Genomic DNA, 15,627 nt, shown 5'->3' on the forward strand with positions numbered 1-15,627 from the left:
GGACAAAAGGATATGTCTGCGTTGAAAAAAGAGCTGGGGCTCTGGCAGGGAATGGGGCTGCTCGCCACCTCACTGCTGGGGACCGGTATCTTCGTGGTGCCGGCGACCGCGGCGTCGCTGGCGGGGGGCGCCTCGCTCTGGGCCTGGGTGTTGCTGATCGTGCTGGTGCTGCCCATCGCCTTCACCTTCGCCCGTCTTGGCCGCCGTTATCCCCATGCGGGCGGGGCGCCGCACCTCATCGGGCTCGCCTTTGGCAACGGTGCCGAGCGTTTCTCCGCCTTCCTATTCCTGGCTGTGCTGCCGGTGGGCTTGCCTGCGGCCCTCACCATAGCCGCGGGTTTCTGGCACGCGCTGTTCGATCTGGGGGAGTGGACCCTGTGGGCCATCCAGCTGCTGACCCTGCTCGGGGTATTTCTGCTCGGGCTGCGGGGGGCGCGCTCCTCCGGCAACCTGCAGTTGCTGATTGCCCTGGCCATATTGGGGCTGACCCTGCTCATCTGGTTCAAGGGGGATCTCAGCTGGCGCGACGCGGCCCAGCCACTGCCGACGGCAGCCGAGTGGCCAGCCATGGGCACGGCGCTGGCGGTGATGTTCTGGTGCTTCGTGGGGCTGGAAGCCTTCGCCCACATGGGGGAGGAGTTCAAGCGGCCACAGCGGGACTATCCGCTGGCCCTGCTCGGCGGCGTGCTGCTGGCGGGGCTGATTTACTGGGTCCACTCGCTGGTGGTACTCAAATATGGTCTCTATGGCGACGAGGCGACCAATGCCACCGCCATCCCGGCCCTGCTCTCCCTGCTGTTCGGCCCTACCGCCAAGTGGCTGGTAGCCATTCTGGGCTACCTCTCCTGCTTTGCCAGCATCAACATCTACCTGCAGGGATTTGCGCGCCTCATCTGGAGCATGGCGCGGGAGGGCAAACTGCCAGTCTCCCTCTCTCGCCTCTCGGCCCGGGGGGCGCCGCTCAATGCCCTGTGCTGGGTGCTCGCCATCTGCCTCGTCTCCATCACCTTGATCCTCTGGCTGCGACTGCCGCTCGATGAGCTGATCCGCTACGCCAACGGCAACTTCGTGCTGGTCTATCTGCTCTGCATGGCGGCGGGCTGGCGCCTGCTCGGCGGCATGGGCAAGGGGCTGGCGGCCTTGAGCGTGCTGCTCTGCCTCGCCGTGCTGGTAGCGCTCGCCTCCCAGGTGCTCTATGCGGTGCTGCTCAGTCTAGGGTATGGCTGCTTCTCGTTGTGGCGGCGCAGACGTCGCCGCACTCTGGCCACCGACAACATCTGCGCCATCAAGTAACCGACCCGATAAAAAGCCCCGCAGTGCGGGGCTTTTTGCTGGCTATCAGATGCGGTTGTGCTCACGCGTCTGGCAGGTCGCTGCGCAGCAGGGCGTAGTGCCGCAGGGAGATAAACTGCTCCCCTTTCCACTCGCATTCCCGAGCCGTCCCCTCGTAGCGAAAGCCGGCCCGCTCGAGCAGGCGAGCGGAGGGGAGGTTTGGCTCCTCCACTACCGCCAGCAAGCGGTGCAGCTCTGTGGTGCGGTAGACGAGGGCCAGAAACTGCCGCAATGCCGCCTGCATGATCCCCTGGCCCCAGCACTCGGGATAGAGCCAGTAGCCGAGCTCGGCCCGTTTGTGCTGCGGGTCGGCATCGTTGTAGCCGATGGCCCCCAAGGGATCGCCGGTTTGCTGGCAGCGGATCAGGAACCAGGCCCCGCTCTGGCACTGCGCTATCTCGGCGTACCAGCGCATCTGGGCCTGGCACGCCTCCATGGTGTCATAGCTGATGCCGTAGCAGGCGATGACCTTGGGATCCGACAGACCGCGGTAGATGTGAGGCAAGTCGGCATCCGTGACGGGGTCGAGCCTGATCCCGGGTTGTTGTGGTGAAGGCATAATGTGCTCCTTGCGGCCAGCCGTGGCCGGCCGCGTGAGTTGAGTGAAAGGGCGGGATAAAAGCGCGGATCGCTGCTTGTCTCACGGTTCGGAAAGACCCAGCAAGTCGGCAAGTCTGCCCAGCTCATCGCGCCAGCCCTGTTGCAGGCGCGGGGTCTGATGTTTGGGCTTGCGGGCGAGATCGGCGGCAAGCAGGGCATCCAGCTCGTACCAGCGCGCCAGTTGAGCCTCGTCATCGTGCTGCGGCATGGGCTCCTCCCCCTTGGCCTCATTGGCCTGGGCGTCGGCGGCGGGTCGATCGGGCGCATCGTCGAGCAATTCGGCATAGGCCCGCTCGGCGCTGTGGGCCTCGTGGATCCGGCCCTGCCTGATCACCCAGAAGCGGTTGCAGCTGCGCTCGATCAGATCCCGGTCGTGGGAGACAAGCAGCACGCCGCCGACAAAGCCGGTCAGTGCCTCGGCCAGCTCCTCCTTTCCTGCCAGATCCAGATGGTTGGTGGGTTCATCGAGCCAGAGCAGATGGTGACTCGCCAGCGACAGGGCGAGAAACAACAGCCTGGCCCGCTCGCCCCCGCTCAGGGTCGCGACGCGCTGACCGTGACGGGAGTAGGGGAAGCCCGCGCGGATCAGGGCCTGACGCAGCGACACCTCCGGCAAAGGTGCCAGCGGATAGAGGGCATCGGTCAGGGTGGCGTGGTCGTCCAGCTGCTGCAGGGACTGATCGTAGTAGGCGATGCTGGCGCTAGGGTGGCGATACCAGCCCTCAGCCGGTCGTTGGTCGCACACCTCGCCCCAGCACTGGCGCAGCAGGGAGGACTTGCCCGTGCCGTTGGCGCCGAGCAGGGCGACCCTGTCGCCGGCGCGCAGCCAGAGATCCTCGGCCCGCAGCAGCGGCGGCAGACCGGGGGCGGGGCGCACGTCGAGGGCGTCGAGTCGCAGCAGGGCATCGGCGGGCAGCGCCTGTCCGTGCAGTTCGAGGCGCCAGGGTGCGTCCACCCCGACCACGCTCTGCTCCTCCTGCAGCCTGGCCACCCGTTTCTCCATGGACTTGGCCTGGCGCACCAGCTTCTCGTTGTCATGCTCCCGCCCCCAGATGGCGAGGCGCTTGCTGCTGGCGCTCAGGCGGTCGATCTCTTTTTGCTCGTCGGCCCGGCGCAGGCGGGTTTGCTCGTCCTCTTCGGCCAGGGCCGCCCTGGCCTGACTGCAGGGCAGGGCGAAGCGATGAAGCCGCCTATCCCGCAGGATCAGCGTCTCGCGGGTCACCCGATCGAGCAGGCGACCATCGTGGGAGACCAGCACGAAGGCGCCGCGCCACGCCAGCAGGAAGCGTTCCAGCCAGAGCAGGGCGGGCAGATCCAGGTGGTTGCTGGGTTCGTCCAGTAGCAGCAGGTTTGGCTGGTGCAGCAGGGCGCGGCCTATCTGCAAACGGGTGTGCTGGCCGCCACTCAGCGCGCTGACCGGGAGGTCGGCCTGCTCGGCCAGTTGCAGCTCGGTCAGCATCTTGTCCACCTGCCACGCCTGGTCAGCCTCGTTGGCCAGCGCATCGAGCAGCACGGCGCGGGTGCTGAGCGCTTGCAGTTGCGCGGGCAGATGCTGGGCCACGAATTCACAGCGGCAGGGGGTGGCCTTGTGTATGCGGCCGTCATGGGGCTGGCGCTGACCGGCCAGCAGGGCGAGCAGTGTGCTCTTGCCACAGCCATTGGCGCCTATGAGGCCAATGCGATCACCGCTGCGGATGCTGAGGTCCAGGTTGTCAAATAACGGAAGGTGCCCCGCACTCATTTGCAGGGAATGGGTACTCATCAGGGTTGTCATGCTCTTGCTCTCTTAAATGGCGGGATCGAAGATCCCTGTCATCAGGAGCGCTGGCGACAACGGCAGAGTCGAGAAAGGTCTCGGTTTGGAAGGGAGTCGGCTTTGCTCGAACCCGCTATCGCAGCGCGATGGTATGCAGGCAAGAGCACGCGAATGTGCCGAACAGGCGGGCCGAGAACATCGGGCACGCTTGGATAACCATTTTTTACCTCCTTATTTTTCGCAGTGGCAAGGTGGGGCGATTATAAACGCAGAAAAAATAGCCGTCCATCGGGGCGCAGGCCCCTAGCCGGGCGGCAAGGAGGCGGGAAAGGGCGTCGGCATCTGTCGCCGACAAGGCGGCAGCCCCAAGTTGCGGGGCTGCCTCATGGCGTGTGATTAATTAATCGCGGGGGGTCTTGAGCGCCTGAATCACATCTTCAGTGGGGGCCAGCTCTTCCACGTGGTTGAAGCTGTCGAGCCCCTCTTGCGGATGTATGGTGAAGGCGTCGGCGCTCAGGTAGCTGCCGCTGCCGGCGCTCTCCATGATGACGATGAGCTCGGGCTGCTTGTCACCGTTGAGATCCTGCAGTTTGAGCTCCTTGATGGTGCCATCGCGCGCCAGCACCTTGCCGTCGATGAACTGATCGAGGGGGAACTGGGGATTGGCGCCTGAGTAGAGGCGCACGTCGTAGCTGCCGATGGAGGCAGGTTCACCCCGTCCCTCGCTGACGGTGATCACCTGGCCGGAGGGCAGCGTCAGCTGTTTGAAGAATCCCTCCGCCGCCTGGCCAGTCAGTGGCAGGGTGAGCAGGCCGAGTGTCATGAATAAGGCTTTCATCGTTGTGACCCTTGTTGCTGCGGTGACGGGCCGGCACGCCTGCCCGTCACGGATGTGAATGTGTGGGCCGGGTTCGGGGCTTGCCTCTGCCCGGCTCTCTTTCTCTGCCTCGCCGGAGGCGGTCATTACCAGATCTTGACCCGTTTGGCCGGGGCCAGATAGAGCTTGTCACCCGGCTGTATGTTGAACGCCTCGTAGAAGGCGGGGATGTTGGGCACCACGCCGTTGACCCTGTACTCGGGCGGAGAGTGGGGATCCGAGGCGAGCAGCATCTGCATCAGCTCGGGGCGATACATGCCCTTCCACACCTGAGCCCAGCCGAGGAAGAAGCGCTGTTCGCCGGTGAAGCCGTCCAGCACGGGGGCTTCCTCGCCCTTGAGCGACAGCTCGTAGGCCTTGTGGGCTATGGTGAGGCCACCCAGATCGCCAATGTTCTCCCCCAGGGTGAACTGGCCGTTGACGAACTGGCCATTGATGGGCTCGAAGCGGTTGTACTGGGCCACCAGCCGGCTGGTACGGAAGCGGAACTCCTTGAGATCCTGCGGCGTCCACCAGTCGCGCATCAGGCCGTCGCCGTCGGACTTGGCTCCCTGATCATCGAAACCGTGGCCCATCTCGTGGCCGATCACTCCGCCGATGGCGCCGTAGTTGACCGCATCATCCGCCGTCAGGTCGAAGAAGGGGGGCTGCAGTATGGCGGCCGGGAAGACGATCTCGTTGTTGCTCGGGTTGTAGTAGGCGTTCACCGTCTGCGGCGACATGTGCCACTCGTCTCTGTCTACCGGCTTGCCGAGGCGTGCCAGGTTGTCGGCATACTCGAAGGCGTGGGCCCGCTGCAGGTTGCCCAGCAGATCGCCCTGGCGGATCTCGATGGCGCTGTAATCCTTCCACTTGTCCGGGTAACCGATCTTGGGCCTGAACTTGGCCAGCTTCTCCAGCGCCTGGGTCTTGGTGGCCGGCGACATCCAGTCCAGCTCCTGAATGCTCTGGCCGTAGGCGGTGCGCAGGTTCTCCACCAGCTGCTCCATGCGGGCCTTGGCCTGGGGCGGGAAGTAGCGCTCCACGTAGAGCTGGCCCACCGCCTCGCCCAGGTGATCGTCCAGCACGCCGAGGGCGCGCTCCCAGGGGGCGCGTTGCTTGGGTGTGCCGCTCAGGGTGGTGCCGAAGAAGGCGAAGTTCTGGGCGTCGGTCTGGCTGTCGAGATAGGGAGCGTAATCCGTGATGAGCTGCCACTTGAGGTAGGCTTGCCAGTCGCCGATCGGGGTCTGTTGCATCAGGCCATCGAGGGCGGCGAGATAACTCGGCTGGCCTATGACCAGGCTGTTCTGACCGGCGAGGCCGGCCTGATCCAGGTAGCCATTCCAGTCGATATGCGGAGCGAGGCGCTTGAGTTCGCTCTGGGGCGCCTTGTTGTAGTTCTTCTCCCGATCCCGCAGGGCCACGTTGTCCCACTGGATCTGGGCGAGTTTGGTCTCAAGGGCCAGGATGCGCTGGGCCTTGGCCTTGGCATCCGCTTCACCGAAACGGGTCAGCATGCCGGCGATGTGCTGCTCGTATTTCTGCCGCAGCGCCTGGCTGTTGGGGTCGGTTTTGAGGTAGTAATCCCGATCCGGCAGGCTGAGCCCGGATTGATAGAGGTAGACCGCATAGCTGTCCGGCGCCTTGGCATCGGCATCGATCCAGAAGCCGAACGGGGCGCCGCCGCCAGTACGACCGCTCTGGGCAAAGGCCCGGGCCAGCCCGCTCCGATCGCGGATCTGATCGATCTCGCTCAGCAGCGGCAGCAGCGGCGTGGTGCCCTTGGCATCCCGGCTGCCCTGATCCAGATAGCTCTGGTAGAGATCGTGGATCTGCTGGGCCGGGGTGCCTGCCGCCGCCTTGCCGTCGAGCCCCTCGACCAGCACCCGCACGTCCGCCAGTGACTTGTCCCGCAGCATGTAAAAGGCACCGTCGGCGGGCCTGTCGTCCGGGATCTTGGCGGTGGCCAGCCAGTGGCCGTTCACGTAGCGGAAGAAGTCGTCACCGGGTTTGACCCGGGTGTCCATGTTGGCCAGCGCGAGGCCGGAGTGCTTGTCTGCTGTGTCCGGCGCCTGACTACAACCGGCCAGCAAGGCCAGTCCGATGAGGCCGGCCAGCAGGCTTTTTTTATTGTTCATCTTGTTGGATTCCAATTCGGGTTATTCAGCTTCCTGGCCCAAACAGGGCAGTTCTTCACTCTAACAGTCGGGTTGCAGCTTGATAAGCCCGACTCTGCTAAGATCGGCCTGGTCGTTTTGGGGAAGCCTATGATTTCTCGTATTTATTCTCGTTTTTGTCAGACCCTGCCCGCGCCGGAAGGTTCCCGGGGCCTGTTGGTTGCCTTCAGTGGCGGGCTCGATTCCACCGTGTTGCTGGTGCTGGCGGCGCAGTTTGCCCGCGAGCAGGGGCTGGTGCTGCGCGCCCTGCACGTGCATCACGGCCTGAGCCCTCACGCCGATGCCTGGGTGGCCCATTGTGAGGCCGTGTGTCAGCAACTGGCGGTGCCGCTCATGGTCGAGCGGGTACAACTGGTGCGTGGCAATGGCGAGAGCCTGGAGGCCCAGGCCAGGGAGGCCCGCTATCAACGGCTGGCCGCCAGCCTGGGGGCCGGGGAGTGGCTGCTCACCGCCCATCATCAGGACGATCAGCTGGAGACACTGCTGCTGGCCCTCAAGCGTGGCGCCGGCGTGCGCGGCCTGGCGGGCATACTGCCGAGTCAGCCGTTTGCGGCCGGCCTGCTGCTGCGCCCCTTGCTTGAGATCAGCCGGGCCGAGTTGGCCGAGGTGGCCCAATCGCTTCCTTACGGCTGGGTGGAGGATGAGAGCAATCTGGATGTGAGCTATGACCGCAACTTCCTGCGCCAGACGCTTATCCCGCAGCTCAAGGCGCGCTGGCCCGCCATGGCCCGCACCGCCGCCCGCAGCATGGCGCTGTGCGCCGAGCAGGAGACGCTGCTGACCGAGCTGGCCGAGACGGACTGGCGGCTGGCCGGTGAGGGAAGTGCCCTGAATATCGAGCCGTTGCACGGGCTCTCGGCGACCCGGCGCAACAACCTGCTGCGCTACTGGATCCGCCGGCTGGGGGGCGAGATGCCCTCCCGGGATCAGCTGGCTCTGCTGTGGCAGGAGGTGGCGCTGGCGCGAGAGGATGCCAATCCGCAGTTCAGCTTGAAGAGTCTGGATTGCCGCCGCTTTCAGGGCCGGCTCCATCTGGTCAAGCCTGGGCTGGCGCCCTGTCATGAGCAGCTGGCGGTGGCGGTTGGCGAGTCGGTCGCCTTGCCGGACGGGCTGGGACAGGTGCAGCTAGCGCTGCGGCAGGGCGGTGAGGGGTTGAGGCTGCCCACCGCGCGGGAGCCAATGTCGGTGCGTTTTCAGGTGACGCCCGGGATCATGCTCAAACCCGTGGGGCGCAGCGGCAGTCGGCGTTTCAAGAAGTTGCTGCAAGAGTATGGGGTGCCCTCCTGGCAGCGGGGGCGCATCCCCATCCTCTATTACGGCGAGCAGGTGGCGGCGGTGGCCGGACTCTTTATCTGTGACGGATTCATGACGCGAGCCGCCGGTCTGGAGTGGCACTGGCTGCCAGCGGCGGACAGCTGGATCCCTGAGTGAATCGGGTTCGCCATCAAGACAAAAAAGCCGGCATAGCCGGCTTTTTTGCACTCGTCCCCTGACAGGCTCAATCCAGCAGGCCGGCCTTGCCCGCTTTTTTGCGGGCGTAGAGGTGAGCGTCCGCCGCCTCGTACAGGCTGTGGACCGCCACCCCGGACTGCCAGCTGGCGGCCCCCAGGCTGCAGCCGACCGAGAAGGTGCTGAGCTCCTTGTGGGTCATCAGCATGTGTTGCAGCCGCAGCCAGACGGGGCGCCAGGCCTCGGGCTCGGCGGGTTGCAGCAGCAGCGCAAATTCGTCGCCACCGAGGCGAAACGCCTGATCCGTGCTGCGGATGCAGCTCTTGAGCAACTGGGCGAAGCGGCTCAGCACCAAATCGCCGATCGGGTGGCCCCAGGTGTCGTTGATCTGCTTGAAGTGGTCCAGATCCAGCAGTACCAGCACCAGACCGTGAGACTCCCGGCTGTGCTGCTCCACCGCGCGGCCTATGGCCTCGTCGAAGTAGGAGCGGTTGCCGAGCCCGGTCAGGTGATCGAGTCGCACCTGCTGCTCCAGTTGTGCCAGCCGCAGATAGAGGGGCAGGGGCATGCAGAGCAGTTGATGGTACTGCTGCAGGATCCGCTGCTGGCTGCCGCTCAGGACGTGTTCCAGGGTGTAGTGCAGCTGGCCGAACAGCTGGCCATGCTGGCCGCGCAGTTCAAACGGGTAGCTGTGCAGCGTCAGGCTGGCCTGGGGCGGTTGCTGGATCAGCCGAAGTGGCTGGGCGTGATCGAAGTAGAGGCTGTGTATTCGGACAATTCTTGCCGCACGATCGGCAAAGGTTGCCAGCAGGCTGTCGAGATCCGTCTGTACCAGCAAGAGCTCGAGCAGCTGGTTGCGATCCTGGCTGGCCAGCGGCGTGAGGCGCTCCATCTGGCGAACCCACTGCTCTATGCCATGCCCCAAGCCATTCAATGACGATGCGTTTTCCACGGTACAGCCCTCATACATCCTACTTCCTGTCACTTCCTTGCAATCCTTGTGCCCAAAATATGTTCGATGTGAACAAGGGCGGCTGGCTAGGCTTAAGTGGATAAAAAGGGAGGGAAAATTGTATACAGATGTCTTGATCCTGCTGTTTGCCGCCGTCTTGCTGGTGGCGATTTTCCGGCGCCTCGGCCAGCCGGTGATCCTCGCCTACCTGCTCGCCGGGGTAGTGCTCGGCCCCTATGGCGCCGCCGTGATCACGGGGCAGGCGATCATGCAGACCATAGCCGAGCTCGGCATCGTCTTTCTGATGTTCTCGCTCGGGCTGGAGTTCTCGCTGCCGCGGCTGATCGCCATGCGGATGCTGGTGCTGGGGGTGGGCGGTTTGCAGGTATTGTTCACCTCCTCGCTGTTCTTCTGGCTCGCGTGGTGGTGGGGGCTGAGCCTGCCGCAGGCGCTGGTGGTCGCGGGCACCCTGGCACTCTCCTCCACCGCCGTGGTGATCAAGCAGCTGGGGGAGCAGAAGCAGCTGCACACCCGCCGGGCCCAGCTCGGGGTGAGCGTGCTGCTGTTTCAGGATCTGGCGGTGGTGCCGCTGCTGGTGATGATCCCCATACTGGCCAGGCCCGAGATCCAGGGCGGCGCCCTGCTGGCGGAGATCGCCTGGGCCACCCTCAAGGGGCTGTTCGCCCTGTTCAGTCTGCTGGCGGTGGGCAAGTGGCTGCTGCCGCTGCTGTTTCATGAGGTGGCGCGGGCCCGCTCCGACGAGCTGTTCGTGCTGAGCGCCCTGCTGGTGGCGCTGCTGGCCGCCTCGCTGACCCAGTGGATGGGGCTCTCCATGGCGCTGGGGGCGTTTCTGGCGGGCATGATGCTGGGCGAATCCCACTATCGCCACCAGCTGGAGGTGGACATACGGCCGTTTCGGGACGTGTTGATGGGGCTCTTCTTCATCACCATCGGCATGACCATGGACTGGCAGCTGGTGGCACGGGCCTGGTGGCAGGTGATCCTCAGCGTGCTCGGCCTCATCTTGATCAAGTCCCTGCTGGTGCTGCTGGCCGGACGCCTGATGGGGGAGCGCAAGCGCGATGCCATGGCGACGGGGATCATGCTGAGCCAGGTCGGCGAGTTTGGCTTCGTGCTGCTGGCGCTGGCCAATCACCACGGCCTGCTCGACCATCAGCTGATCTCCCTGCTCATCGGCATAGGGGTGACCTCCATCGCCATGACCCCCTGGCTGGTGCAGCGGGCCCAGGGTCTGGCCCGCTCGCTCATCGACTCGACCCTGCTCTCCCGCTCCGAGGTGGCGCAGTCCGGCCTCAGCAAGCATCAACACGTCATCATCGCCGGTTTCGGCCGGGCCGGGCAGACCTGTGCCCGCTTCCTCAAGCTGGAGGACATCCCCTTCCTGGCGCTGGATCTCGATCCCGAAAGGGTGAGCGAGGCCAAGTCGGCGGGGGAGCAGGTGGCGTTTGGCGATGCGAGCCGGCGCGATATTCTGCTGGCCGCCGGCCTCTTGCGGGCCCGGCTGGTGATCATCACCTTCGACGATCGCAAGCGGGTCGAGGCCATGCTGGCGCTGATCAGGGAGTTGGCGGTGGATGTCAGGGTGCTGGTGCGCACCCGGGATGACAGCTTTCTGGAGGCCTTCAAGCAGGCGGGGGCCCACGAGGTGATCCCCGAATCCCAGGAGGGGGCCCTGATGCTGGTCTCGCACCTGCTGCTCAACTGCAACGTCCCCATAGGCCGGGTGATCCGGCGCATGGAGCACGAGCGCAGCAGCCAGTATCGCTTCCTGCACGGCTTCTACTGGGGGGATCAGAGCGCCGGCAATCTGGAGACGGACCAGCTGCTCGAGCGACTGCACCCCGTGCTGCTACACGATCAGGCCTGGGCTGTGGGGCGCACAGTGCAGGCGCTGGCACTGGAGGAGGTACGGATCAAGGAGGTGCAGCGCGGCGAGCAGAGCCTGGAGCCCAGACCCGAGCTGACGCTGGCGGCGGGGGATCGGCTGGTGCTGTTTGGCAATGCGGTGGCGATGGAGCAGGCCGAGCAGCGGCTGCTGGAGGGGCGCTAGCCTGGCGGCCCCCCGGGTTGGCTGCGGCTCATGCCTCCTCCCGCGCCATCTGCTCTATGCCCAGAAACTGTTCGACCCGCTGGCGCTCGTTGAGGGTGTCCCGGTAGCCCAGCTTGATCAGCTGTTGGCAATAGCCGGGGTAGAACATCAGGAAACTGGCCAGGCTGCTGGTCTCATCCCCCGTGACCCCCAGCACCCGCAGCAGGCGGCGCAGGTGCACCGGCAGCTTGCGCAAATAGTTCAGCGCCATGATGTCGAGATCCTCGCTCGGCTTCAGCACGCAGGTCTCCACCCGCTTCAATTTCAAACGGTTGCGCTCCCGCTCCGGAATGAGATCCAGGGTCTGGTTGATGCGCCACAGCCGCTCAAGATCCGAGTTGAGGGTGTCGGTGAAGACGGTGTCCAGCAGGTGGCTGGCGATATTGGAGCTGGTCAGGTGACCGTGATGAAAGGTCGGCGCCGAGTGGGCCGGCGGATCCAGGGTGATCAGCAGGATCCGCTCCGCCCCCAGGTGGATGGCGGGGCTGAGCGGGCTGAGCTGGTGGATGGAACCATCGCCGTAGAATTTGTCGCCTATATGGGTCGCCGGAAAGACAAACGGCAGCGCCGAGGAGGCCAGCAGGTGATCCGAGGTGAGCAGGGTACGCACCCCGCGCCGTCTGGCCCGTTCCCACGGCAGGTGTTCGGCCCGCCCCTGGAAGAAGGTGGTGGAGAGGCCGTCATCGTAATCGGACGCCGTGATGGCGAGCGCCTCCAGGCTGCCGTAGAGGATGTTGTCATCGATGCGGTGGTAGTCGATGAGCTGATCCAGCAGGCGGCGCAGTGGCGCGTTGTCGAACAGGTGAAAGGCGTGGTTGGTGTGGGGATTGATGAGGCCTGCCGAGCCCTCGTACATCAGCCGCCACAGCAATCTGCCGGGGTGAAAGTCAAAGATGTGATGGGTCTCGAAGCGGCGCCAGACCCACTCCAGCTTGCGCACCCCCAGATGAAAACAGGAGGCATAACAGGCCAGTGCGGTGACATTAATGGCGCCTGCCGAGGTACCGCACAGTATGGGGAAGGGAATGCCAAGATTGCGGGGATAGAACTCGGCGATGGCCTTGAGGGCCCCGACCTGATAGGCGGCGCGAGCACCACCACCGGTTAACAGAAGAGCTGTGTTGGGTCTGGCCATGACGCTACCCCTTATGTTGTTGGCGGCAGCAGTACACCCTGCTCATGATACTGCGCCTTATGCTTGCCACTGGGGGTGTTGCCACCGAGCAATTTAACTATAAGGCGCTGTATCGAATATAAAAACAGGGTTGCTCACCATTTTTTTGCAGGCCGGTTTCAACCCCCGTCATCCGGCCGTCTGCGGCGTGTTCAGCCGATCGAAGGCGGCAAACACGGGGGCGCTGGCGAGGATGCGACCGTGACCCAGTCCCCGCGTCGTGACCAGCCGGGTACGACCATCCCGGCTTGCTCGCAGGGAGTCGTCGTGGGGGGCAAACCTGTCCTCCTCGTCGTGCACTATGATGGCGGCCCCCGCGCGGCTGGCGAGGCGCCCCAGCGGATCGACAGTGCTGAGGGGGTGCTGGTACTCCTGCTCTATCTCTTTCACCACGGCATCGAACAGCCGGATGGAGTAGCCGGATCGCGCCACCATGCCGTAGAGCTGGGGCACATAGTCGAGCACGGGCGAGATGAGCAGCAGCGGCAGCCGGTCCAGGTTTGGCACCCGGCTGGAGAGGGTGACGGCGCCCCCCATGCTGTGGGCTATGAGCCCCTGGATGGGGCCAGCCTCGTCGCTCAGTTTGGCCACCAGCTCGTCGAAGGCGCGCACGAAGCGGGGCAGGTGGCCGGTATGGCCGGCGCTGTGGCCGTGAGCCGGATGATCATAGGCGATGGCGGTAAAGCCCTGGGCGGCGATGTGACTCATCAACGGATAGAACTGGCTGGCGCTGCCGGACCAGCCGTGCATCAGCAGCCAGACCGGCCCTTGGCCGAGCCGGTAGCTCATCAGCACACCTTCGCTGGTGTGAACGGCCTGTTTGACCAGGCCCGCAGGCGTCGTCGCGTCCCGCTGGTTGCGCTGGGGGGTGAGCAACAGCTTGCTGGCGGTGCGTCTGGCGTGGGCCGGGGCGAGTCTGTGGTGCAACCGGGTGCCGAGCCCCAGCAGCCACTTGCTCGGGCTGAAGCGGCGGGTGTTGAAGTAGATCTTGCTGCTCATGATGCTCCTGTCTGTTTTGTGTTCGAACGGTCGTGCTTTTTTGTGGGTTTTTAAAAAGGCAGTTGAAAATCAGCGCCAGCTGGTCAGCAGAGCCTCCACTTCGGGCCAGAAGTGGCGGGCCGGATCCTGACACAAGTCCAGCGCGTTGAACACCTGATCCCCCAGATAGAGGCCGTACAGCCGGTAGACGGCGCGCCAGGGATCCATGTCGCCGCGCCACTCCCCCTGCGCCTGACCCTGCACCACCTGGCGGGCCAGGTAGTCGAGCCAGAAGCGTACCAGCTGGCGTGCAGCCTGCTGCACCTCGCCCTCCTGGGCCGAGGTCCAGGCATCGAGGAACATGCAGCGGCCGGCGAAGCTCTGGTTCCAGGCCAGCCAGGCCTGCAGCAGGGCGATCAGCTTCTCCTGCTGGTTGCCGCGCTGCTGCTGGCGTACCGGCTGGATCACCCGTTCCCGGAACACCTCGGCGGCGTACTCCAGCACGGCGATCTGCAGGTTGTCGCGGGATTGGAAGTGAGCAAACAGGCCGCTCTTGGACATTTCGCAGGCGCAGGCAAGGGAGCCTATGGTCAGGCTCTCCAGTCCCTGCTGGCTCGCCTGCTCAAACGCAGTCTGCAAAATGTTGTCGCGGGTCAACCGGCCCTTGCTCATCGCACTCTCCTCGTTGGCCCTGCAGCATAAAGTACGACCGTGCTATTTGTCGAGCGGCGGATCCTCATGCAAGACGAGATGAGCGGGGTCAGTCGTCCTTGATATCCATCTGCTGCAGGGCTATCACCGCCTGGGTACGGTTCTTGACGCCGAGCTTGCGAAAGATGGCGGTGATATGGGCCTTGATGGTGGCCTCGGAGACGTTGAGCTCCCAGGCGATCTGCTTGTTGAGGCTGCCATCGCGCAGCATCACCAGCACCTTGTACTGCTGGGGGGTGAGGCTGGCGAGCTTGCTGGCGAAATCGGGGCCATCTTCGGACTCCGGATGTAGAGAGATGCCGGCCGGCACCCAGTTATCCCCCCCGATCACCGTATTGAGGGCGTTGACCAGCTCCTTCATGGGCACGGATTTGGGGATGAAGCCCAGCGCCCCGAGCCGCAACACCTGCTGGATGATGGCGGGATCCTCCGAGGCGGAGACCACGACTATGGGCAGATCCGGGTGCTGGCCGCGCAGGTGGGCGAGGCCGGAGAAACCGTTGGCGCCCGGCATCTTGAGATCGAGCAGCAACAGGTCCACCTCAGGGTGTTCCCCCAGCAGGCTGGTCAGGCTGTCGATGGAGTCCGCCTCCAGCAGCTGGGCGTCGTTGATGGCCATGTGCACCGCTTGATAGAGGGCGCCCCGAAACAGGGGGTGGTCATCTGCGATGACGATGGTAAATTGGCTATCCATTGCTCACATTGTTGCTAACTGATTGTTTTGGAAAATCAAACTAGCATCGCTCCCCGAGGGGGTCAAACCCGCAGGCGTGCAAATGTGAAGCGACCGTCGGATGTCGTGCCATTGGGGCCGATGGGATGGTCATGAGCAACCCATGCAGGAGGCAAGAGATGGGATCCTTGGTATTGACGGTGGGCACTGGCTCCACTTGGGCGATGCGTGCCGCGCTGGTGCTCGCCATGAGCGGACTGGAGTGGCAGGAACAGGTGTTCGATCTGGAAGATGCCAAGGCGTTGGCGCGGCTCAAGCGCATGGGGCCCGCCGGCCTGGTGCCCTGGCTGGATCACGATGGCGTGCGGATACACGACTCGCTGGCCATCGCCGAATACCTGCACGAGCTCTGTCCGGAGCGCCAGCTCTATCCCGTTTCCCGCGCCGAACGGGCACTGGCCCGCAGCCTGTGCGCCGAACTGCACTCGGGCTTTGGCCAGATCCGCAGCCAGCTGCCCTTCTTTCTGGGGGCGCCGACCCGCAGCGAGCCGCCGGTGGAGGCCATAGGCGAGCTGGCGCGCTTGCAGACCATCTGGTCTCAGGCGAGGGGACCCTTCTACTTCGGCGAGGCGGGTATCATAGATGCTTTCTACGGGGTGATGGCTTATCGGCTGGCGAGCTACGGCATCCAGCTGCCCGGTCAGGCCGGCATCTATCAACAGGCCTTGCTGGCCTGGCCCCTGTGGCAGGCGTTGCTGGTCAAGGTGCGGCTGCAGTGGCCGGTGGCGGCCCGTCAGCCGGCGTAAGACGCCCCTGCGAAATGTTCGATGACTGACATGAAGAGGGGAGCCACTGGCTC

General features: G+C 64.7%; 13 protein-coding genes. 4 read left to right on the forward strand and 9 right to left on the reverse strand.

Annotated elements, in window-relative coordinates; translation table 11 throughout:
- Nucleotides 1-12: 12 nt before the first annotated feature.
- Nucleotides 13-1,293, forward strand: coding sequence for an L-methionine/branched-chain amino acid transporter (gene yjeH / locus BN1118_RS05025; protein ID WP_043134501.1), 1,281 nt, complete (start codon nucleotides 13-15; stop codon nucleotides 1,291-1,293).
- 61 nt (nucleotides 1,294-1,354) lie between these two features.
- Here yjeH and BN1118_RS05030 read toward each other — a convergent pair whose 3' ends face one another.
- From BN1118_RS05030 to BN1118_RS05045, 4 genes are all read right to left on the reverse strand, one after another.
- Nucleotides 1,355-1,891 (reverse strand): GNAT family N-acetyltransferase, encoded by a 537-nt coding sequence (locus BN1118_RS05030; protein WP_043554790.1) that lies wholly within the window; start codon nucleotides 1,889-1,891, stop codon nucleotides 1,355-1,357.
- Nucleotides 1,892-1,972: 81 nt separating this feature from the next.
- Entirely contained in the window at nucleotides 1,973-3,706 is a 1,734-nt protein-coding gene (locus BN1118_RS05035) for an ABC-F family ATP-binding cassette domain-containing protein (protein ID WP_043554791.1), read from the reverse strand.
- Between the two features lie 382 nt (nucleotides 3,707-4,088).
- Nucleotides 4,089-4,526 (reverse strand): PliI family lysozyme inhibitor of I-type lysozyme, encoded by a 438-nt coding sequence (locus tag BN1118_RS05040; RefSeq protein WP_043134506.1) that lies wholly within the window; start codon nucleotides 4,524-4,526, stop codon nucleotides 4,089-4,091.
- Between the two features lie 125 nt (nucleotides 4,527-4,651).
- Nucleotides 4,652-6,682: a M13 family metallopeptidase gene (locus tag BN1118_RS05045; RefSeq protein WP_043554889.1), complete on the reverse strand. Its 2,031-nt coding sequence runs from the start codon at nucleotides 6,680-6,682 to the stop codon at nucleotides 4,652-4,654.
- A 129-nt stretch (nucleotides 6,683-6,811) separates the two neighbouring features.
- On the opposite strand from BN1118_RS05045, the gene tilS reads away from it, so the two are divergent.
- Nucleotides 6,812-8,152 (forward strand): tRNA lysidine(34) synthetase TilS, encoded by a 1,341-nt coding sequence (gene tilS / locus BN1118_RS05050; RefSeq protein WP_043554792.1) that lies wholly within the window; start codon nucleotides 6,812-6,814, stop codon nucleotides 8,150-8,152.
- A 67-nt stretch (nucleotides 8,153-8,219) separates the two neighbouring features.
- Here tilS and BN1118_RS05055 read toward each other — a convergent pair whose 3' ends face one another.
- Nucleotides 8,220-9,140, reverse strand: a complete 921-nt coding sequence (locus BN1118_RS05055; protein ID WP_043554793.1) for a GGDEF domain-containing protein — start codon at nucleotides 9,138-9,140, stop codon at nucleotides 8,220-8,222.
- A 100-nt stretch (nucleotides 9,141-9,240) separates the two neighbouring features.
- Between BN1118_RS05055 and BN1118_RS05060 the strand changes: the two genes are divergently transcribed.
- Nucleotides 9,241-11,193, forward strand: coding sequence for a cation:proton antiporter domain-containing protein (locus BN1118_RS05060; RefSeq protein ID WP_043554795.1), 1,953 nt, complete (start codon nucleotides 9,241-9,243; stop codon nucleotides 11,191-11,193).
- A 28-nt stretch (nucleotides 11,194-11,221) separates the two neighbouring features.
- On the opposite strand, the gene BN1118_RS05065 is transcribed toward BN1118_RS05060, so the two are convergent.
- The 4 genes from BN1118_RS05065 to BN1118_RS05080 form a co-directional block, all read right to left on the reverse strand.
- Complete coding sequence (locus BN1118_RS05065; RefSeq protein WP_043134513.1) at nucleotides 11,222-12,367, reverse strand: patatin-like phospholipase family protein; 1,146 nt, start codon at nucleotides 12,365-12,367, stop codon at nucleotides 11,222-11,224.
- A gap of 168 nt (nucleotides 12,368-12,535) precedes the next feature.
- Nucleotides 12,536-13,405, reverse strand: coding sequence for an alpha/beta hydrolase (locus tag BN1118_RS05070; RefSeq protein ID WP_043554796.1), 870 nt, complete (start codon nucleotides 13,403-13,405; stop codon nucleotides 12,536-12,538).
- Nucleotides 13,406-13,474: 69 nt separating this feature from the next.
- The gene (locus tag BN1118_RS05075) at nucleotides 13,475-14,056 is read right to left on the reverse strand and encodes a TetR/AcrR family transcriptional regulator (protein WP_043554797.1); all 582 of its coding nucleotides are present in this window, start codon (nucleotides 14,054-14,056) and stop codon (nucleotides 13,475-13,477) included.
- Nucleotides 14,057-14,144: 88 nt separating this feature from the next.
- A complete protein-coding gene (locus BN1118_RS05080; protein ID WP_042867224.1) occupies nucleotides 14,145-14,789 on the reverse strand; it encodes a response regulator transcription factor in 645 nt (214 codons plus the stop codon).
- 158 nt (nucleotides 14,790-14,947) lie between these two features.
- On the opposite strand from BN1118_RS05080, the gene BN1118_RS05085 reads away from it, so the two are divergent.
- The gene (locus BN1118_RS05085; RefSeq protein WP_043554798.1) at nucleotides 14,948-15,574 is read left to right on the forward strand and encodes a glutathione S-transferase; all 627 of its coding nucleotides are present in this window, start codon (nucleotides 14,948-14,950) and stop codon (nucleotides 15,572-15,574) included.
- The last annotated feature ends 53 nt before the right edge of the window (nucleotides 15,575-15,627 follow it).

This window comes from Aeromonas bestiarum (assembly GCF_000819745.1).
Lineage (GTDB): Bacteria > Pseudomonadota > Gammaproteobacteria > Enterobacterales > Aeromonadaceae > Aeromonas > Aeromonas bestiarum.

Excerpts from the sequence above, each read along its gene's own strand:
- BN1118_RS05065 (WP_043134513.1), bottom strand. The coding sequence starts at position 12,367 with ATGGCCAGACCCAACACAGCTCTTCTGTTAACCGGTGGTGGTGCTCGC.
- BN1118_RS05075 (WP_043554797.1), bottom strand. The coding sequence starts at position 14,056 with ATGAGCAAGGGCCGGTTGACCCGCGACAACATTTTGCAGACTGCGTTT.
- BN1118_RS05080 (WP_042867224.1), bottom strand. The coding sequence starts at position 14,789 with ATGGATAGCCAATTTACCATCGTCATCGCAGATGACCACCCCCTGTTT.
- BN1118_RS05085 (WP_043554798.1), top strand. The coding sequence starts at position 14,948 with ATGGGATCCTTGGTATTGACGGTGGGCACTGGCTCCACTTGGGCGATG.
- tilS (WP_043554792.1), top strand. The coding sequence starts at position 6,812 with ATGATTTCTCGTATTTATTCTCGTTTTTGTCAGACCCTGCCCGCGCCG.
- BN1118_RS05070 (WP_043554796.1), bottom strand. The coding sequence starts at position 13,405 with ATGAGCAGCAAGATCTACTTCAACACCCGCCGCTTCAGCCCGAGCAAG.
- BN1118_RS05055 (WP_043554793.1), bottom strand. The coding sequence starts at position 9,140 with ATGTATGAGGGCTGTACCGTGGAAAACGCATCGTCATTGAATGGCTTG.
- BN1118_RS05040 (WP_043134506.1), bottom strand. The coding sequence starts at position 4,526 with ATGAAAGCCTTATTCATGACACTCGGCCTGCTCACCCTGCCACTGACT.
- yjeH (WP_043134501.1), top strand. The coding sequence starts at position 13 with ATGTCTGCGTTGAAAAAAGAGCTGGGGCTCTGGCAGGGAATGGGGCTG.
- BN1118_RS05030 (WP_043554790.1), bottom strand. The coding sequence starts at position 1,891 with ATGCCTTCACCACAACAACCCGGGATCAGGCTCGACCCCGTCACGGAT.
- BN1118_RS05045 (WP_043554889.1), bottom strand. The coding sequence starts at position 6,682 with ATGAACAATAAAAAAAGCCTGCTGGCCGGCCTCATCGGACTGGCCTTG.
- BN1118_RS05035 (WP_043554791.1), bottom strand. The coding sequence starts at position 3,706 with ATGACAACCCTGATGAGTACCCATTCCCTGCAAATGAGTGCGGGGCAC.